Below are 13725 nucleotides of genomic sequence, written 5' to 3' on the forward strand. Positions count from 1 at the left end.
GACCATGCGACGGTATTACCGCGGTTATGATCCGCAACGTATTCTCAGTGTGGCCGAAATGGCCCATGTAGCCCGCCATCGGCTGCCTGGTTTTGCCTGGGAATATCTGCAAGGTGGCGCGGAAGACGAAAGCACTTTGCAATGTAACCGGAGTGCTTTTCAGCAGTACCGTTTGCACAGCAAAACATTGGTTCCGAATGACCCGCCCATATTGGCTGGCTCACTGGTTGGCTCGGCCAGCCAGCTGCCGCTGGCCATTGGCCCCAGTGGTTTTAACGGCATGTTGTGGCCCAATGCGGATGTCGAACTGGCGCGTGCAGCCACTGCGCATGGCGTGCCCTTTACGCTCAGTACGGTTGCCAACGCCTCCCTGGAGCAGGTTCGCCAGCAGGTCCCGGATGCCGATCTCTGGTTTCAACTCTATGCCTTGAAAGACCCGTCGCTGGAGCAGGATTTGCTCCAGCGGGCCTTAAAAGCCGGATGCTCAACGCTGGTGGTAACCAGTGATGCCCTGGTGGTTGGTAATCGTGAGTGGGACCGGCGCAATTTTGCTTCGCCACGCCAGCTGACCCTGGCCAACAAGCTGAATGTCTTGACCCGTCCTGGCTGGTTGTGGCGGGTGATGGTGCCCGCAGGCCTGCCGACCATGGGTAATCTGAATGCCTATTTGCCTGATGGTGAGCGCACGGCATTGGGTGCCATGCAGTTTATCGCCGAGCAACTGGATACCCGACTGGACTGGCAGCGGTTGGCGGCGATTCGTGCCAACTGGCCCGGCAAGATGATTCTGAAAGGCGTGCTGCATCCAGACGATGCGCGGATGGCAATCAGCCTCGGTCTGGATGGGGTGGTCGTCAGCAATCATGGTGGCCGCCAGCTTGATGGGGCAAGCAGCAGTCTGGACGCCCTGGCGCGTATTGCACCGGTTGTTGATGGTCGTATCAGTCTGTTGCTGGACGGTGGGGTACGGCGTGGCACCGATATTATCAAAGCGCTGGCGTTAGGGGCTGAAGGCGTTTTGCTGGCTCGTACCACCTTGTATGGCGTGGCAGCTTATGGGGGTGCCGGGGTGGATCGGGTCTTGACGATTGTTCAGGAAGAACTCGGGCGATCGCTGAACCTGATGGGATGCCGGGGCATTACGTCTCTGGATCGTCGCTGGTTACTGGCACAAGGTGATTCGCAGTAAAGGACAATCTGAGCCATCCGGCCCTTGCCGGGCGTAAACATGGCGTCTTGCCATACCGGTAGGGAACGTCTGTGCCAGACTGGAGCCATAATAAAAAAACAGAGAAGCATAGGTTATGACTGCAACAGCAATACTGCTTATTGGTGCCATTTGGTTGGTTTTTTTTATTGGTTTTACCGGCTTTTTCCGGCTGCCTTGTTATCAGGAAGCATCGCGGGATACCCCTGCGTTAAGACGCAAGCATTCCCGCTAAAAAAACTCGGGCGCATGGCTGCTGGTGTCCTGAGCGATATTGGCGGCTTGCAGTGACAGTTGCCGATATTCCCGTGGCGAGATGCCGCGTTCCCGCTTGAAAGCACGTGAAAACTGCGACACATCTGAAAACCCCCATTTGAAGGCAATATCCGTGATCGACAGGGCATCGTTGCCAGGCCATTCCAGTTCGGCGCTGCAGCGGTCAAGTCGCAAGGTCAGGATGCGGTGGGCAATACTTTGACCCTCGGACTCAAACAGCCGGTAGAGAGTGCGGCGGGAAATATGCATTTCATCGGCCAGCCGTTCCGGTGACAAACGATGATCTTGCAGGAGCCGTACAATATGCTGTTCCGCCAGTGCCCGCAAAGATGAAGGGGCTTGTTCGTGCAGGTTTAGTGCCGGTTGCAGCAAGGAGGCCAGCGCCTGTTGTAACGCCATACCTTCGCTGTCTGCTGCACCAAAATGAGTATTTGAGTAACGTAATTGCTGCATCATATTGCGTAACATTTGTGTGCTGATGCCGTTGGAGGATAGCTTGTGAAAGGGCTGTTTGCCCGGTAAAAGGTTCTGCACCAGTGTGCGTGGCAAGTGCACCGACGTTTGCTGGATCAGCCCTTGTGGCAGCATGTTGAAGCGCCAGGAAGAGTCAATCAGAACGATTTCTCCGGGCTTCAGGGCCAGCTCTTCACCGTTGCAGGCGCTGAACCCCATGACGCCCCCGGTCTGCAGGATCAAAAAGCAGTAGCGATCGTCCTGGGTGGCTTTATAGCCGCGTTCAACGCGATGGGCGTTGGTTTCTATATGAGCGACTTCAAGTCCGCCGAGATTGCTTAGTTGGATGCTGCCCAAAAAAGGAATATGGCGCTGGGGGTGGGTCGAAAAATTGCCGCAAATTGCGTGTACAGAAGATTCCCAATGCGCGAGGTCAGATTGTGGATGCATGCAAAATCTCACTTTTTAAAACTTGAATATTCAATTAAAAAAGCAAGAATTGAACCAGTCTGCTCAAAACCCGAGACAGTGGCTACAGGAAATGAAAACAGCGACTTCTGCAGGCAGCTGTCCGGCAAGCCGGGAGGATGGATCAGGGGGCAGATATGGCGCGGAAGGTATAAGCATGGACGGTATGGGCGCGCAGGCCGGTGTTGGTCTCATCTGCGCCTGACAGGGAGTCATGGGAGAGACCAACACCGGGATCAGAGCTTAATACGCCATAATGACCGATTTGGTTTCTGTGTACTCATCGATAAACGCACTGCCAAATTCACGGCCAATACCGGAGTGTTTGACGCCACCAAAAGGCACCGCAGGGTCCACCATGGTATGCAGATTGACCCAGACAGTGCCGGACTCAATTTGTGGAATCATACGCATGGTGGCCGACAGATTGTTGGTCCACAAGCTGGTGCCGAGGCCGTAAGGGGTGTTGTTGATCAGACTGATCAGTTCATCTTCTTCTTCATACGCCATAAAGCTGAGGATAGGCCCGAAGGTTTCTTCCTGCATCAGGGTGTCGTTGGCGCTATTGACTTGCACGATGGTGGGCTGAACAAAATACCCCTTGCCATTGACCGGCCCTGGTACCGCCTTGCCACCGGTCAGAATGCGGCTTTCCTGGTTGGCGATGTCGAGGTAATGACACACTTTTTCATATTGTGGCTTGTTGGAAATCGGGCCAAAAACCACTTGTTCATCCAGGGGTGATCCCATCGGTGCCGCACTGAGTGCGCCACCGAGTTTGGCGGTCAGTTCATCCAGTCGCGAGGCGTGGACGTACACACGTTCTGGCGCAGCACAAACCTGGCCCTGGTGAATGTAGCCGGTTTGCAGCAAACCACCGACTGCACGGTCGATATCCGCATCTTTTAATAGCGCGGCGGTGTTTTTGCCCCCCAGTTCCAGGGTGCAACGGGTCAGGTCGGCTGCTGCTGTCAGATTCACTTTTTTGCCCGTTGGTACCGAACCGGTAAAGGACACCTTGGCGATATCCGGGTGTTGGATCAGCTGCGCACCAACATCCCCTTTGCCATTAATCACGTTCAGCGTGCCATCCGGCAAGCCCGCTTCTTTGGCCAGTTCGGCCAGACGCAGACAGGTGAGTGGCGTAAATTCACTGGGTTTCAACACCACGGTGCAACCACAGGCCAGCGCCGCGCCGAGTTTCCAGACGGCAATCATCAGCGGGAAGTTCCACGGCACAATGGCGGCTACCACTCCGATGGGTTCGCGTCGGGTAAAGGCGCTGTACTGCTCTCCGGCCATGGACGGGAACGAAGGTTGTAGCGTGTCGCCAGTGATTTTGGTGGTCCAGCCAGCGTAATAACGCAGGAAAATGGCGCTTTGCTGGGCTTCAAACATCCGTGACAGGTTGATTGATTTACCACTGGACAAGGTTTCCAGCTGCGCAATCTGTTCGGCATTGGCTTCGATCAGATCAGCCAGTTTGTTCAATAGCTGGCCGCGAGCGTAGGGATTGAAGTTGGCCCAGGTGCTTTTGAAACAGGCCTTGGCATTGTCGACCGCCTGGTTCAGCTGGTCGGTCGAGGCGCTGGTGACCTGGCCAATAACCTGCTCGGTTGCCGGGTTGGTAATATCAATGACTTCTGTACCGGCGGCAGGCGCCACGGCGCTACCATCGATGAACTGTCCGTGTTGACGTTCCAGAAAGGCGAGGGTTTCTGGCAGCAGTTGAATATCAGACATGGGCGGGTTCCTTTTTTGTACTTGGAGTAGTGAGCTGGCTGGTGGTCGTGGCAAGGATCTGGCCGGGGTTCAGAATCAGATCGGCACCACGTTCACCGATCATCATGGCAACGGCGTTGGTGTTGCCGCTGGGCACTTGCGGGCAAATCGACATATCGATCACACGTAAGTTGGGAACGCCGTGAACACGCAGTTCCAGATCGACAACGGCGTCTTGCGGGTTGGTGCCCAGCTTGCAGGTACCCCCTGGGTGATAGACCGTCTTGATGTTTTTGCGGACAAAGTTTTCAAGCCCCTTGTCGTCGTCAATGGCAATGTTGTCGGGTTCGATCACGCGTTTGATCAGGCGCTTGAGTGCCGGTTGTTCCATGGCTTTTAGTGCGACCTTGACGGCGCGAACCTGGTTTTTCAGATCGTCCGGGTGCGATAACACCTGGGCGTCAATCTCGACCAGATCACTGGGGTTACTGCTGGCAAGGCGTACTTCGCCCCGGGATTTGGAGCGCAGATGACCCACCTTGATAGAGACACCATGGGCTTCGGCTTCTGGTTTTTCTCCGGGTGTGTTATCGAAGTTGTCGAGCAGTGGCAAAAAGTGGAATTGCACATCCGGGCGACCTACGCCTTCGGAGTCGATAAACGCGCCACCTTCCAGAATGTTGGACGTCATCAAGCCAGAGCGGGTCCAGAGCCACTGCAGCATGTGCTTGATGGCAGAAGGCCCCTTGTCTTCTTCATAGATAGAAATCGGATCTTTGGTGGTGGCATTGATCGACATGTGCTGGTGGTCGTGGAAGTTCTTGCCAACCGGCAATTCCACCTCGGTTTTGATACCGACCTTGCTGAGGTTTTCGTTGGGGCCAATGCCAGAGAGCATCAGGATTTTAGGGCTGCCAAACGCACCGGCGCTGATAATCACTTCTTTTTTGGCATTTGCTGTTTGTGCCGCGCCACCCTTGATTGAGTAGATCACACCGCTGGCGCGGTTGCCAATCACGCTGTTGGTCAGGTTAACCTTGTGGACCAGTGCGTGGGTTTCGACCTTGAGCCGCGGGTTGTCCTTGACGCTTTTCAGGTAGGTTTGTGAGGTGCTTTGGCGCTCGCCATTCTTGATGTTGGTCTGGTAAAAACCGGTGCCTTCCTGGGATGCGCCGTTAAAATCGTTGGTATACGGCAGGCCCATTTGTTCGCAAGCACGGATACAGGCCTGGGTCAGCGGATGACGGTAGCGGTTTTCGCCAATATGCACCGGGCCGGTTTCGCCATGATACCGGTCACCCAGACTTTCGTTGGCTTCGCCTTTGCGGAAGTAGGGCAGTACATCGGTGTAGCCCCAGCCGGTGCAACCCCACTGGGTTGCCCAGTCATCGTAGTCCTGATGCTGGCCGCGAATGTAGATCATGCCATTCACCGAGCTGCCTCCACCCAGTACTTTACCCTGGGCGATTAACATTTGCCGATTGTCGCAATGCTCTTGCGGCAAGGTCATGTAAGGCCATGATTTTTGCTGGAAAACTTTCACCACAGTGGCTGGAATTTTATGAAACATGCTGTCGTCTTTTTCACCGGCTTCCAGCAGCAGTACGCTTTGGCCAGCTTCAATCAGTCGGGTGGCCAGTATGCAACCGGCCGATCCGGCTCCGGCGATGATGTAGTCGTATTCAGTAGCAGACATGAGTCCCTCGATCATTTGCTGATGATTCTTATGAAGAGACCAGGTGGTTTCTTCATGGCTGCATTGATTAAACGCTGTTGGGCTGTTGCGGTTCTTGGCACCCAGTGCCGTGTATGCGCTGGTTTGTGTCATGGCGACGGCATTAACCGGCATTAACCGGCATTGGCTGAGATTGGCGGGAATCGATGTCGCAGGTATTGGGCGTGAGTGGCGTGAGTGGTGCGAGTGGTGTATCAGGCATTTGACGTACCTGGTTTGAACGTCGTTATTGTGGAAGGCGCTATGACCAGGGTCGGGACGTGTTCGGCCTGCTGTTCCGGCGCTCTGAAATTCCACGCCACCGTGTATGATGGCGGGCAATGCGATATATCAGTTCTGGAGTAAGACAATGGACGCAAGTTTCTGGCATGCAAAATGGGAGCGCGGCGAAATTGGTTTCCACCAAAATGAGACCAACCCGGTGCTGGTCAAATACTACGAGCGGTTGGCACTAAAGGAAGAGCAGCGGGTATTTCTGCCTTTGTGTGGCAAAACACTGGATATTGGCTGGCTGCTGGGGCAGGGCGTGCAGGTTGCCGGTGCCGAGTTAAACGAAAGCGCGATTCAGGCCTTGTTTGCAGAGCTGGGAGTGACGCCAGAGATTCGTCAGATCGGGCCTTTGTTGCAGTATCAGGCCGATGGCCTGGATATTTTTGTGGGGGATATCTTTGACCTCAGTGCCGACGTACTGGGTGAGGTGGATGCCATCTATGACCGCGCAGCACTGGTGGCGTTACCGCCGGCGTTGCGCCAGCGTTACAGTGAGCACCTGCGTCAGTTGACGGATACGGCCAGGCAGTTACTGGTGAGCTACGAATACGATCAGGAAAAAAGAAAAGGCCCGCCATTCTCTGTGCCTCGTGCAGAACTGCATCAGCATTACGACCAGGATTATCGACTGCTGTTGCTGGAAACCGAAGAGATTGACGGCGTTATGAAAAACCGGCTGAGTGCAACAGAGTCTGTGTGGATATTACAGCCCCTGTCTTGATCCGCGGTGTTCTGACCACTGGCTATAAACTGGCACTGGCTCTGGCTACATTACATAGAGAGTGCAGGAGGGCTAGGCTCAGGCAGGGGAGTCGGATAACAGGTCATAGACAACCCCAAAATCCGGCAAGTTTTCCAGCTTGAGCGGGCGTATTGCGCCCATCCAGATAGCCCTGTCCCGGTGATCGATCAGGTCTTGTCCGGTAATCGGGTGAATAAACACCGTCAGGCCCTGGCGGTTCAGGCTCAAAAAGCCAAGGACATCGGCAATCAGATCATGGCCAAAAGCCAGCTGGCAGCTCCAGTCCGGGTGTGGGCCAACGGCTTTTTCATGCATGCGACCCTGCTGGATACCCGGCAATGCTTCCGTCAGAGCCTGGCACAGCTCGCGGGCTTGCCCTTGGGTTGCGGCATCAAAATAGACATGGGCATGCCAGCCCTTGATATGGCGAGTATCGATCCAGTGAGTCACGTCGAATTCCTGTTGTACAGCCCGGACAACGGGCATTAAGAAAAGACACCTTGGGCAAGTGCAGCCGGGTGCCGTGTTGGTTTATGGCGGTAAAGGTTGATATTGTAGCGCTTTTTGGTCGGGTCAAACGATGGTCAGTCTTGGCTGGTCTCGTGAGCGGAGTAGCCTGAAACCTTACCGCACCGGCTTTGCCACCGATTATCTGACACAGGGCGCCATCGCGTTTATGAAAACCCAATTACGAAAACTGTTTGCCCCGCTTCTGAATCTGTTTGAAAAAGGAACCGGTGAATACGCCTATAAACCTTCCTTTCGTAAAATTCTGCTGGCCGTTGGCTGCCTGTTTCTGGTGATTTCCAGCGGTTCGTTATACGTTGCCATCAAGGCGGCAATCTGGGGTGGTTTGTTGCCAGGAATCGTTTTTTTCACCGTTAGCATTGTGTGCCTGATTGTCGGCTTTTTGGGCAGTGACCGGGCAGTGGCGCAGATCTGGAAGAGTAAATAAGGCGGCTTGGGTAAATGTAAATTGCCCTGAAGGGGGCATATATTTAATCCTGCACGGCTCTGCGCGAGTGTTGCCGTTGTTCAGGGCAAGGCGACGAATGCAGCGAAATGACAATACACCGGTGGTCAGCTGGGTGGATCAGGAGACATGAGGTTCTGCTGAACATAAATCAGCCCCTCAGATGAGGGGCTGATTGTCGGGTTGCATTATTTGCCGGTGGGCTGATCTCAGCCTGCCATTTCTCCCCGCAGTTTTTCGCCCAGGTTCTTAGGCATCAGCGAGAAATACAGCAGCGGGATTACGATCAGCGTCAACAGGGTAGAGACCATGATGCCGAAGATCAGTGAGATCGCCAGGCCGTTAAAGATCGGGTCATCCAGAATAAAGAATGCCCCGATCATGGCTGCGACAGCGGTCAGTACAATCGGCCGGGAGCGCACGGCTGCGGCAGTTACAACGGCTTCTTCAAAGCGCATTCCTTCTTCTAGTTGCTGATTGATAAAGTCGACCAGCAAGATGGAGTTCCGCACGATAATCCCTGCCAGGGCGATCATGCCGATCATGGAGGTGGCGGTGAACTGGGCACCAAACAGGGCGTGACCCGGCATAACACCAATCACTGTCAGTGGAATCGGAGCCATAATAATCAACGGCACCAGGTAGCTGCGGAACTGACCGACCACCAGCAGGTAAATCAGGATCATGCCGACACCATAGGCAATCCCCATATCGCGGAAGGTTTCGTAAGTGATTTGCCACTCGCCGTCCCATTTCATGCTGATATCGTCAGTCAGCGGTGGTTGCTGAATAAACCATTGTTGCCAGTTGAGTCCGGCGTCTTCCATGCCAAACGAGATACCAAACAGGCCGTACAGCGGGCTGTCGAGTTCTCCGGCCATATCAGCAGTGACAAAAACGACCGGTTGCAGGTTTTTATGGTAGATGGTTTTGTCGGCGATGGTTTTACGAATGCTGACCAGGTCAGCCAGTGAAACCAGGCTGCCATCGGCGGCTTTCACTTTCATCACCAACAGCTGGTTCAGGCCCACCTTGTCGCCTTCGTTCAGTTCAAGACGAATGGGGAGCGGGTATTTGCTGTTGGCACTGGAGAGATCTCCTTCTTCAGTGTGGGTGTGTAAATAGCTGACATCCTCGCCACCCAATGCGGTGTTGATGGCCTGGACGATGCTGGCTTGTGCGACTCCCAGCATGGCGGCGCGCTGGCGATCGATACGAATGATCCACTGTTGTTGGTCGGCTTCAATGTAGTCATCGACATCGACGATATCGGCCGTGGTTTCAAACTGGCCACGCAAGGCCTTGGCGGCTTCGATCTGGCGGCTGTATTCCGGGCCATAGACTTCCGCCACAATCGGTGCCATCACGGGTGGGCCAGGTGGTACTTCGATGATTTTGACGTTGGCGTTCAGGCGCTCGCCAATGACTTGCAGCGGTTCTCGTACGGACAGGGCAATGTCATGGCTTTTACGGTCGCGATGGTGCTTGTCGACCAGATTAACCTGGATATCGCCCTGGTTAGGCAAGCTGCGCAAGTAATACTGGCGTATCAGTCCGTTGAAGTTAATGGGGGCTGCGGTACCGGCATACAGTTGTACATCGCGGATTTCTTCCACGGTCATTAATTCATCGGCGAGGGCATCGAGAACCATCAGGGTTTCTTCAACCGGGGTGCCTTCAGGCATATCGACGACAACCTGGAATTCTGACTTGTTGTCGAATGGCAGCATTTTCAAGACCACCAGTTCTGTGGCGGGCAAGGCAACGGCGACAACAATCAGGCCGGTAATCCCCACAAATAACAGAATACGTTTTTTGACTGCGCCAGAGCCTTGCAGGAAGGGTGACATCAGGGCATGGAAAAACCGCTGCAGCTTTGAATCGGCAGGGGCTTCATCAGCCGATGTGCTGTCGGGTAAGTGGCGTTTGAGCAGTTTGTAGGATAACCAGGGTGTAACCACAAACGCCACCACCAGGGAAATCAGCATACCGGTTGAGGCGTTGATCGGGATTGGGCTCATATAAGGCCCCATCAGGCCGGTTACAAACGCCATGGGCATAAGAGCCGCGATCACAGTAAAGGTGGCGAGAATGGTTGGCCCACCGACTTCGTCGACCGCAATCGGGATTACGTCCAGCAGTTTTTTGCCGCCCAGATGCAGGTGTCGATGGATGTTTTCGACCACCACAATGGCGTCGTCCACCAGAATACCGATGGAGAAAATCAGCGCGAACAGGGATACCCGGTTGAGCGTAAAGCCCCATACCCAGCTGGCAAACAGCGTGATGGCCAGAGTGATAAAAATAGCACCACCAACAATGATGGCCTCGCGCCAGCCCATGGTTGCCAATACCAGAACCACCACGGCAGTGGTTGCAAACAGGAGTTTGGCGATCAGCTTGTCGGATTTGTCTTTGGCTGTGATGCCATAGTCACGGGTGATATCGGCGTTGATATTGTCGGGAATAACGCGCTGTTTGAGGTCGATCAGGCGTTGTTCGACGGATTGGGTGATGTCGACCGCATTGGTGCCGGGCTGTTTGGCAATCGCAATGGTAACGGCTACCTGACTGTGAGTGTTGCCGAGGTCGCGATGCATGACAAATTGTTCCGGAACGTCGGCACCCTGGTGAATGTCGGCGATATCGGCGAGATAGACCAGCCCGGTCTCGGTTTTGCCAACAATCAACTGTCCGAGGTCGGTACTGTGCTGCAAAAATGCTCCGGCCTGGATTTGAATCACTTCGTTGTTTTGTACCAGAGGCAGGCGTTGACCACCGGCATTGGCGCTCATCAGGGTATTACGAACGTCGTCAAAGGCGAGGTTGTAGCCATTCATGCGAGCAGGGTCCAGCTTGACCAGCACCACATCGGAGTGGCCACCGATGCTGTAGATGTCACGGGTGCCCGGGATGCGCTTGAGTTCGGTTTCCAGGGTATGGGCGATCTTGGTTAACTCGGCAGCAGAGACCAGAGGGTCGTCAGAAGATAAGGTGATTGCCATGATCGGGACATCATCAATCCCCATCGGTTTGATAATGGGTTGGCTGATTCCCAGGTTTTGCGGAAACCAGTCATTGTTGCTGTGGACTTTGTTATAGAGGTTGATGATGGCCGTTTCTCGCGGAACACCAACCTTGAAGGCAACGGTCAGTATGGCCTGGCCTGGTTGGCTGATGGAGAAAATATCATCGACATCCTGAATCTCAGACAAGACTTGCTCAGCGGGGATGGCGACGAGTTGCTCGACTTCGCGGGCACTGGCACCCGGGTAGCTGATAAAAACGTTGGCGAAGGTAACGTCGATTTGCGGCTCTTCTTCTTTCGGGGTGATCATCACCGCAAAAAAACCGAGCAGCAGGCCAACCAGCGCCAGTAATGGCGTAATGGCTGAATTCTGGAAAGCGTGGGCGGTTTTACCGGAAATTCCCAATGGAGTGGTGTCTGCAGACATGGTCATTATTCTCCAGCGTGGTTGGAGGAGGCTTCAGCCTGTTGGGCAATCATTGCCAGTGCTGCGTAGCCATCAATGGCAATGGTGTCACCGGCACTGAGTCCTGCCAGAACTTCAGTCTCACCGTTGCTGTTGTTGCCCAGCCGTACCTGACGCATGGACAGTTGCTGGTCCTTCATAACGTACACCGAGGTGACTTCGGAATGTCTGACGACGGCATCTTGTGGAATCATCAGGCCTTCCCGTTCTCCCACTGGTACCCTCACTTGTGCCCACATTCCGGGATACCGGCTGGCGGCGCCTTCTGAAGGGAGTTCGGCCCGTAGACGCAGACTGTGATGCTGGTCATCGGCGTAGGGGTAAAGGGTGATTTTGTCGGCGTTGATATGGATCTGCTGATCATCGACCAGAACCTCAACACTGCTTTCGGCTTGACGGCTACGGAAATAACGGGCGATACGCTGAGGTAAATTGGTGACCGCTCGCAGTGGTTGTAATGCCAGACCAGTCATCATGGGTTGCCCGGGGCTGACCAGCTCACCCACTTGTACCATACGGGCTTTGACGATGCCGGAGTAGGGGGCGGTAACACGGGTGTAGGACAATTGGGTGCGGGCCTGACGGACATTGGCGTTGGCTGCTGCAACTGCCGCCGCGGCGCTTTTGGCCTGGGCGGAGGCGCTGTCGTACTGGCCTTGGGAAATAGACCGTTGCTTCAGTAGTTGCTGGTTACGTTTGAGTAGGATCTGGGCGTCTTCATTCTGGGCTTCTGCCTTTGCCAGTTCAGCCTGGGCTTGGGCGAGCTGGGCTTTTTGCTGGGTGTTGTCGATTTCGATAAGCAACGCCCCTTTTTTGACCTGGTCGTTTACATCCACATGGACGGCCAGAATCGAGCCGCTGGTTTGTGCGGAAATGGTACTTTCGTTAACCGCTTCCAACGAGGCTTCAAAATCGTAAAACACCGGGATGCGGCTGGTTTGTAACGTACGTGTCTCCAGCGCATGGGTCGGCAGGGTGAGCAGGATAGACAGGCCAAGGCTCAACATCAAACGAGAAGGCAGCATAAGGAGCATCCTTTATTTACTGGCTGGGTTTACTGGCAGGACTCACAGACTGGTGTGAATTCCAGATTATTTATATTCCTGTATTAGAATATACTAATATATGAAATGCAATAACCAGACGCGACCGGATGAGCTTCATTTTATTGCTCTCCTGGCTTCTGTGCGAGAAAGTCCTGACTGCTGCCTGGGTGGCAGCGGTCTGGGCGGCAGGCTATAGCCTTTATAGTAAATATTGATTTAACAGAGGTTGAGCTATCGATATAAGCTATGAGAATACTTACCCACTATGGCCTAGCCCTGAATCGCACTCCAGAGAGTAAATCAGAGTGGCGGTCATGCCCCTTACTGCGGAGAAGCTGTTTATGAAACGTGTCACTATTTTTGGTCGAGAAGGTTGTGGCTACTGTCGGCGTGCCAAAGAATTGTGTGAAATCAAAGAGCTGGACTTTAAATACATTGATATCAATGTTGAAGGTATCAGCAAGGCTGACCTGGAAAAGACCGTTGGCAAACCGGTGGATACCGTGCCCCAAATCTTTATCGGCACTGAACACGTCGGCGGCTATACTGAATTTGCGGCCTTGATCAACGCCAAGTAAATGGTAAGTCGATAGATTGCGGGTATCATGCCCCCTGAGTTCTGGCACCCTGGAACACCACAAAAAGGCCTGGTCTGGATGACCGGGCTTTTTTGTGGCCGGAAGACTTCAAGGCAGAGCCGCATGCGCGATGTGAAGCCATCAGAATCCGGCAGCAGTCACCATAAATCACCGTATTGGTCGCGCTGACACAGGTATAACCGGACATCCAGCTCAAGCTGGAAATAGTCTGGCTCCATATGCTGACAAAGTTGGTAGAACGCCTTGTTGTGGGCTTTTTCGCGCAGGTGAGCCAGTTCATGGACGATGATCATGCGCAGGAAGGCTTCAGGGGTGTTGCGAAACAGGGTCGAAATACGGATTTCGTGCTTGGCCTTCAGCTTGCCGCCCTGTACCCGGCTGACAAAGGTATGTAGCCCCAGAGCGTGTTCCACTACGTGGATCTTGTCGTCGTAAATCACCTTGCTGATCGGGGGTGATTTACGCATATAGCGGTGCTTGAGATCCTGCGCGTAGTCATACAGTAATCCGGCCGACGCCAGGGTGTGTGCTTGAGGGTAACGGTGTTTGAGCAAGTCGCCCAGTTTGTTTGCCTGCAGCAGCTGGCTGGCCTGGTGCTGCAGATCGGCCGAGTAGGCCGACAGATAACGTAACGAGTGGGAGGTCATAAAGCAGCCAGGGTCGGTGAGGGAGTAAGTCGAGGCGGGATTGTAACAGAGAGACCAAGGTGGTTGAAAAACCGTCAGGCTAGCGACATGATG

General features: G+C 54.2%; 11 protein-coding genes. 4 read left to right on the forward strand and 7 right to left on the reverse strand.

The genetic code is table 11. The annotated features are described in order from the left end of the window. Positions 1 to 4: 4 nt before the first annotated feature. Positions 5 to 1189 (forward strand): alpha-hydroxy acid oxidase, encoded by a 1185-nt coding sequence (locus tag Q8W32_RS00500; RefSeq protein ID WP_305413195.1) that lies wholly within the window; start codon positions 5 to 7, stop codon positions 1187 to 1189. 249 nt (positions 1190 to 1438) lie between these two features. Here the strand turns inward: Q8W32_RS00500 and feaR are convergent, their stop codons facing one another. The 3 genes from feaR to Q8W32_RS00515 form a co-directional block, all read right to left on the reverse strand. Then, positions 1439 to 2386 (reverse strand): transcriptional regulator FeaR, encoded by a 948-nt coding sequence (feaR, locus tag Q8W32_RS00505; RefSeq protein ID WP_305413197.1) that lies wholly within the window; start codon positions 2384 to 2386, stop codon positions 1439 to 1441. A 261-nt stretch (positions 2387 to 2647) separates the two neighbouring features. Next, entirely contained in the window at positions 2648 to 4147 is a 1500-nt protein-coding gene (locus Q8W32_RS00510) for an aldehyde dehydrogenase family protein (protein ID WP_303434326.1), read from the reverse strand. Next, on the reverse strand, positions 4140 to 5822 hold the full coding sequence (locus tag Q8W32_RS00515; RefSeq protein ID WP_305413199.1) for a GMC family oxidoreductase: 1683 nt from the start codon (positions 5820 to 5822) through the stop codon (positions 4140 to 4142). Before Q8W32_RS00515 ends, Q8W32_RS00510 begins: the two co-directional genes overlap by 8 nt. Positions 5823 to 6210: 388 nt before the next feature. Here Q8W32_RS00515 and tmpT point away from each other — a divergent pair, with 388 nt between their 5' ends. After that, positions 6211 to 6852, forward strand: coding sequence for a thiopurine S-methyltransferase (gene tmpT, locus Q8W32_RS00520; RefSeq protein WP_305413200.1), 642 nt, complete (start codon positions 6211 to 6213; stop codon positions 6850 to 6852). 78 nt (positions 6853 to 6930) lie between these two features. On the opposite strand, the gene Q8W32_RS00525 is transcribed toward tmpT, so the two are convergent. Beyond that, entirely contained in the window at positions 6931 to 7323 is a 393-nt protein-coding gene (locus tag Q8W32_RS00525; protein WP_305413202.1) for a DOPA 4,5-dioxygenase family protein, read from the reverse strand. A gap of 130 nt (positions 7324 to 7453) precedes the next feature. On the opposite strand from Q8W32_RS00525, the gene Q8W32_RS00530 reads away from it, so the two are divergent. After that, positions 7454 to 7828, forward strand: a complete 375-nt coding sequence (locus Q8W32_RS00530; protein ID WP_305413203.1) for a hypothetical protein — start codon at positions 7454 to 7456, stop codon at positions 7826 to 7828. A 227-nt stretch (positions 7829 to 8055) separates the two neighbouring features. Here the strand turns inward: Q8W32_RS00530 and Q8W32_RS00535 are convergent, their stop codons facing one another. Together Q8W32_RS00535 and Q8W32_RS00540 are read right to left on the reverse strand one after the other, a co-directional pair. Then, complete coding sequence (locus Q8W32_RS00535; RefSeq protein WP_305413204.1) at positions 8056 to 11307, reverse strand: efflux RND transporter permease subunit; 3252 nt, start codon at positions 11305 to 11307, stop codon at positions 8056 to 8058. Continuing rightward, positions 11307 to 12365 (reverse strand): efflux RND transporter periplasmic adaptor subunit, encoded by a 1059-nt coding sequence (locus Q8W32_RS00540; protein WP_303434320.1) that lies wholly within the window; start codon positions 12363 to 12365, stop codon positions 11307 to 11309. The genes Q8W32_RS00535 and Q8W32_RS00540 overlap by 1 nt, the downstream gene beginning before the upstream one ends. A 362-nt stretch (positions 12366 to 12727) precedes the next feature. Here Q8W32_RS00540 and Q8W32_RS00545 point away from each other — a divergent pair, with 362 nt between their 5' ends. Continuing rightward, a complete protein-coding gene (locus Q8W32_RS00545) occupies positions 12728 to 12964 on the forward strand; it encodes a GrxA family glutaredoxin (RefSeq protein ID WP_303434319.1) in 237 nt (78 codons plus the stop codon). A 158-nt stretch (positions 12965 to 13122) separates the two neighbouring features. On the opposite strand, the gene Q8W32_RS00550 is transcribed toward Q8W32_RS00545, so the two are convergent. Beyond that, positions 13123 to 13632 (reverse strand): M48 family metallopeptidase, encoded by a 510-nt coding sequence (locus tag Q8W32_RS00550; protein WP_303434318.1) that lies wholly within the window; start codon positions 13630 to 13632, stop codon positions 13123 to 13125. Positions 13633 to 13725: the final 93 nt, after the last annotated feature.

Origin of the sequence: Oceanobacter sp. 3_MG-2023 (genome assembly GCF_030688925.1) — a bacterium.
Lineage (GTDB): Bacteria > Pseudomonadota > Gammaproteobacteria > Pseudomonadales > Oceanobacteraceae > Oceanobacter.

Coding starts and splice junctions, on each gene's coding strand:
- Q8W32_RS00500 (WP_305413195.1), top strand. CDS start 5: ATGCGACGGTATTACCGCGGTTATGATCCGCAACGTATTCTCAGTGTG.
- feaR (WP_305413197.1), bottom strand. CDS start 2,386: ATGCATCCACAATCTGACCTCGCGCATTGGGAATCTTCTGTACACGCA.
- Q8W32_RS00510 (WP_303434326.1), bottom strand. CDS start 4,147: ATGTCTGATATTCAACTGCTGCCAGAAACCCTCGCCTTTCTGGAACGT.
- Q8W32_RS00515 (WP_305413199.1), bottom strand. CDS start 5,822: ATGTCTGCTACTGAATACGACTACATCATCGCCGGAGCCGGATCGGCC.
- tmpT (WP_305413200.1), top strand. CDS start 6,211: ATGGACGCAAGTTTCTGGCATGCAAAATGGGAGCGCGGCGAAATTGGT.
- Q8W32_RS00530 (WP_305413203.1), top strand. CDS start 7,454: ATGGTCAGTCTTGGCTGGTCTCGTGAGCGGAGTAGCCTGAAACCTTAC.
- Q8W32_RS00535 (WP_305413204.1), bottom strand. CDS start 11,307: ATGACCATGTCTGCAGACACCACTCCATTGGGAATTTCCGGTAAAACC.
- Q8W32_RS00540 (WP_303434320.1), bottom strand. CDS start 12,365: ATGCTGCCTTCTCGTTTGATGTTGAGCCTTGGCCTGTCTATCCTGCTC.
- Q8W32_RS00545 (WP_303434319.1), top strand. CDS start 12,728: ATGAAACGTGTCACTATTTTTGGTCGAGAAGGTTGTGGCTACTGTCGG.
- Q8W32_RS00550 (WP_303434318.1), bottom strand. CDS start 13,632: ATGACCTCCCACTCGTTACGTTATCTGTCGGCCTACTCGGCCGATCTG.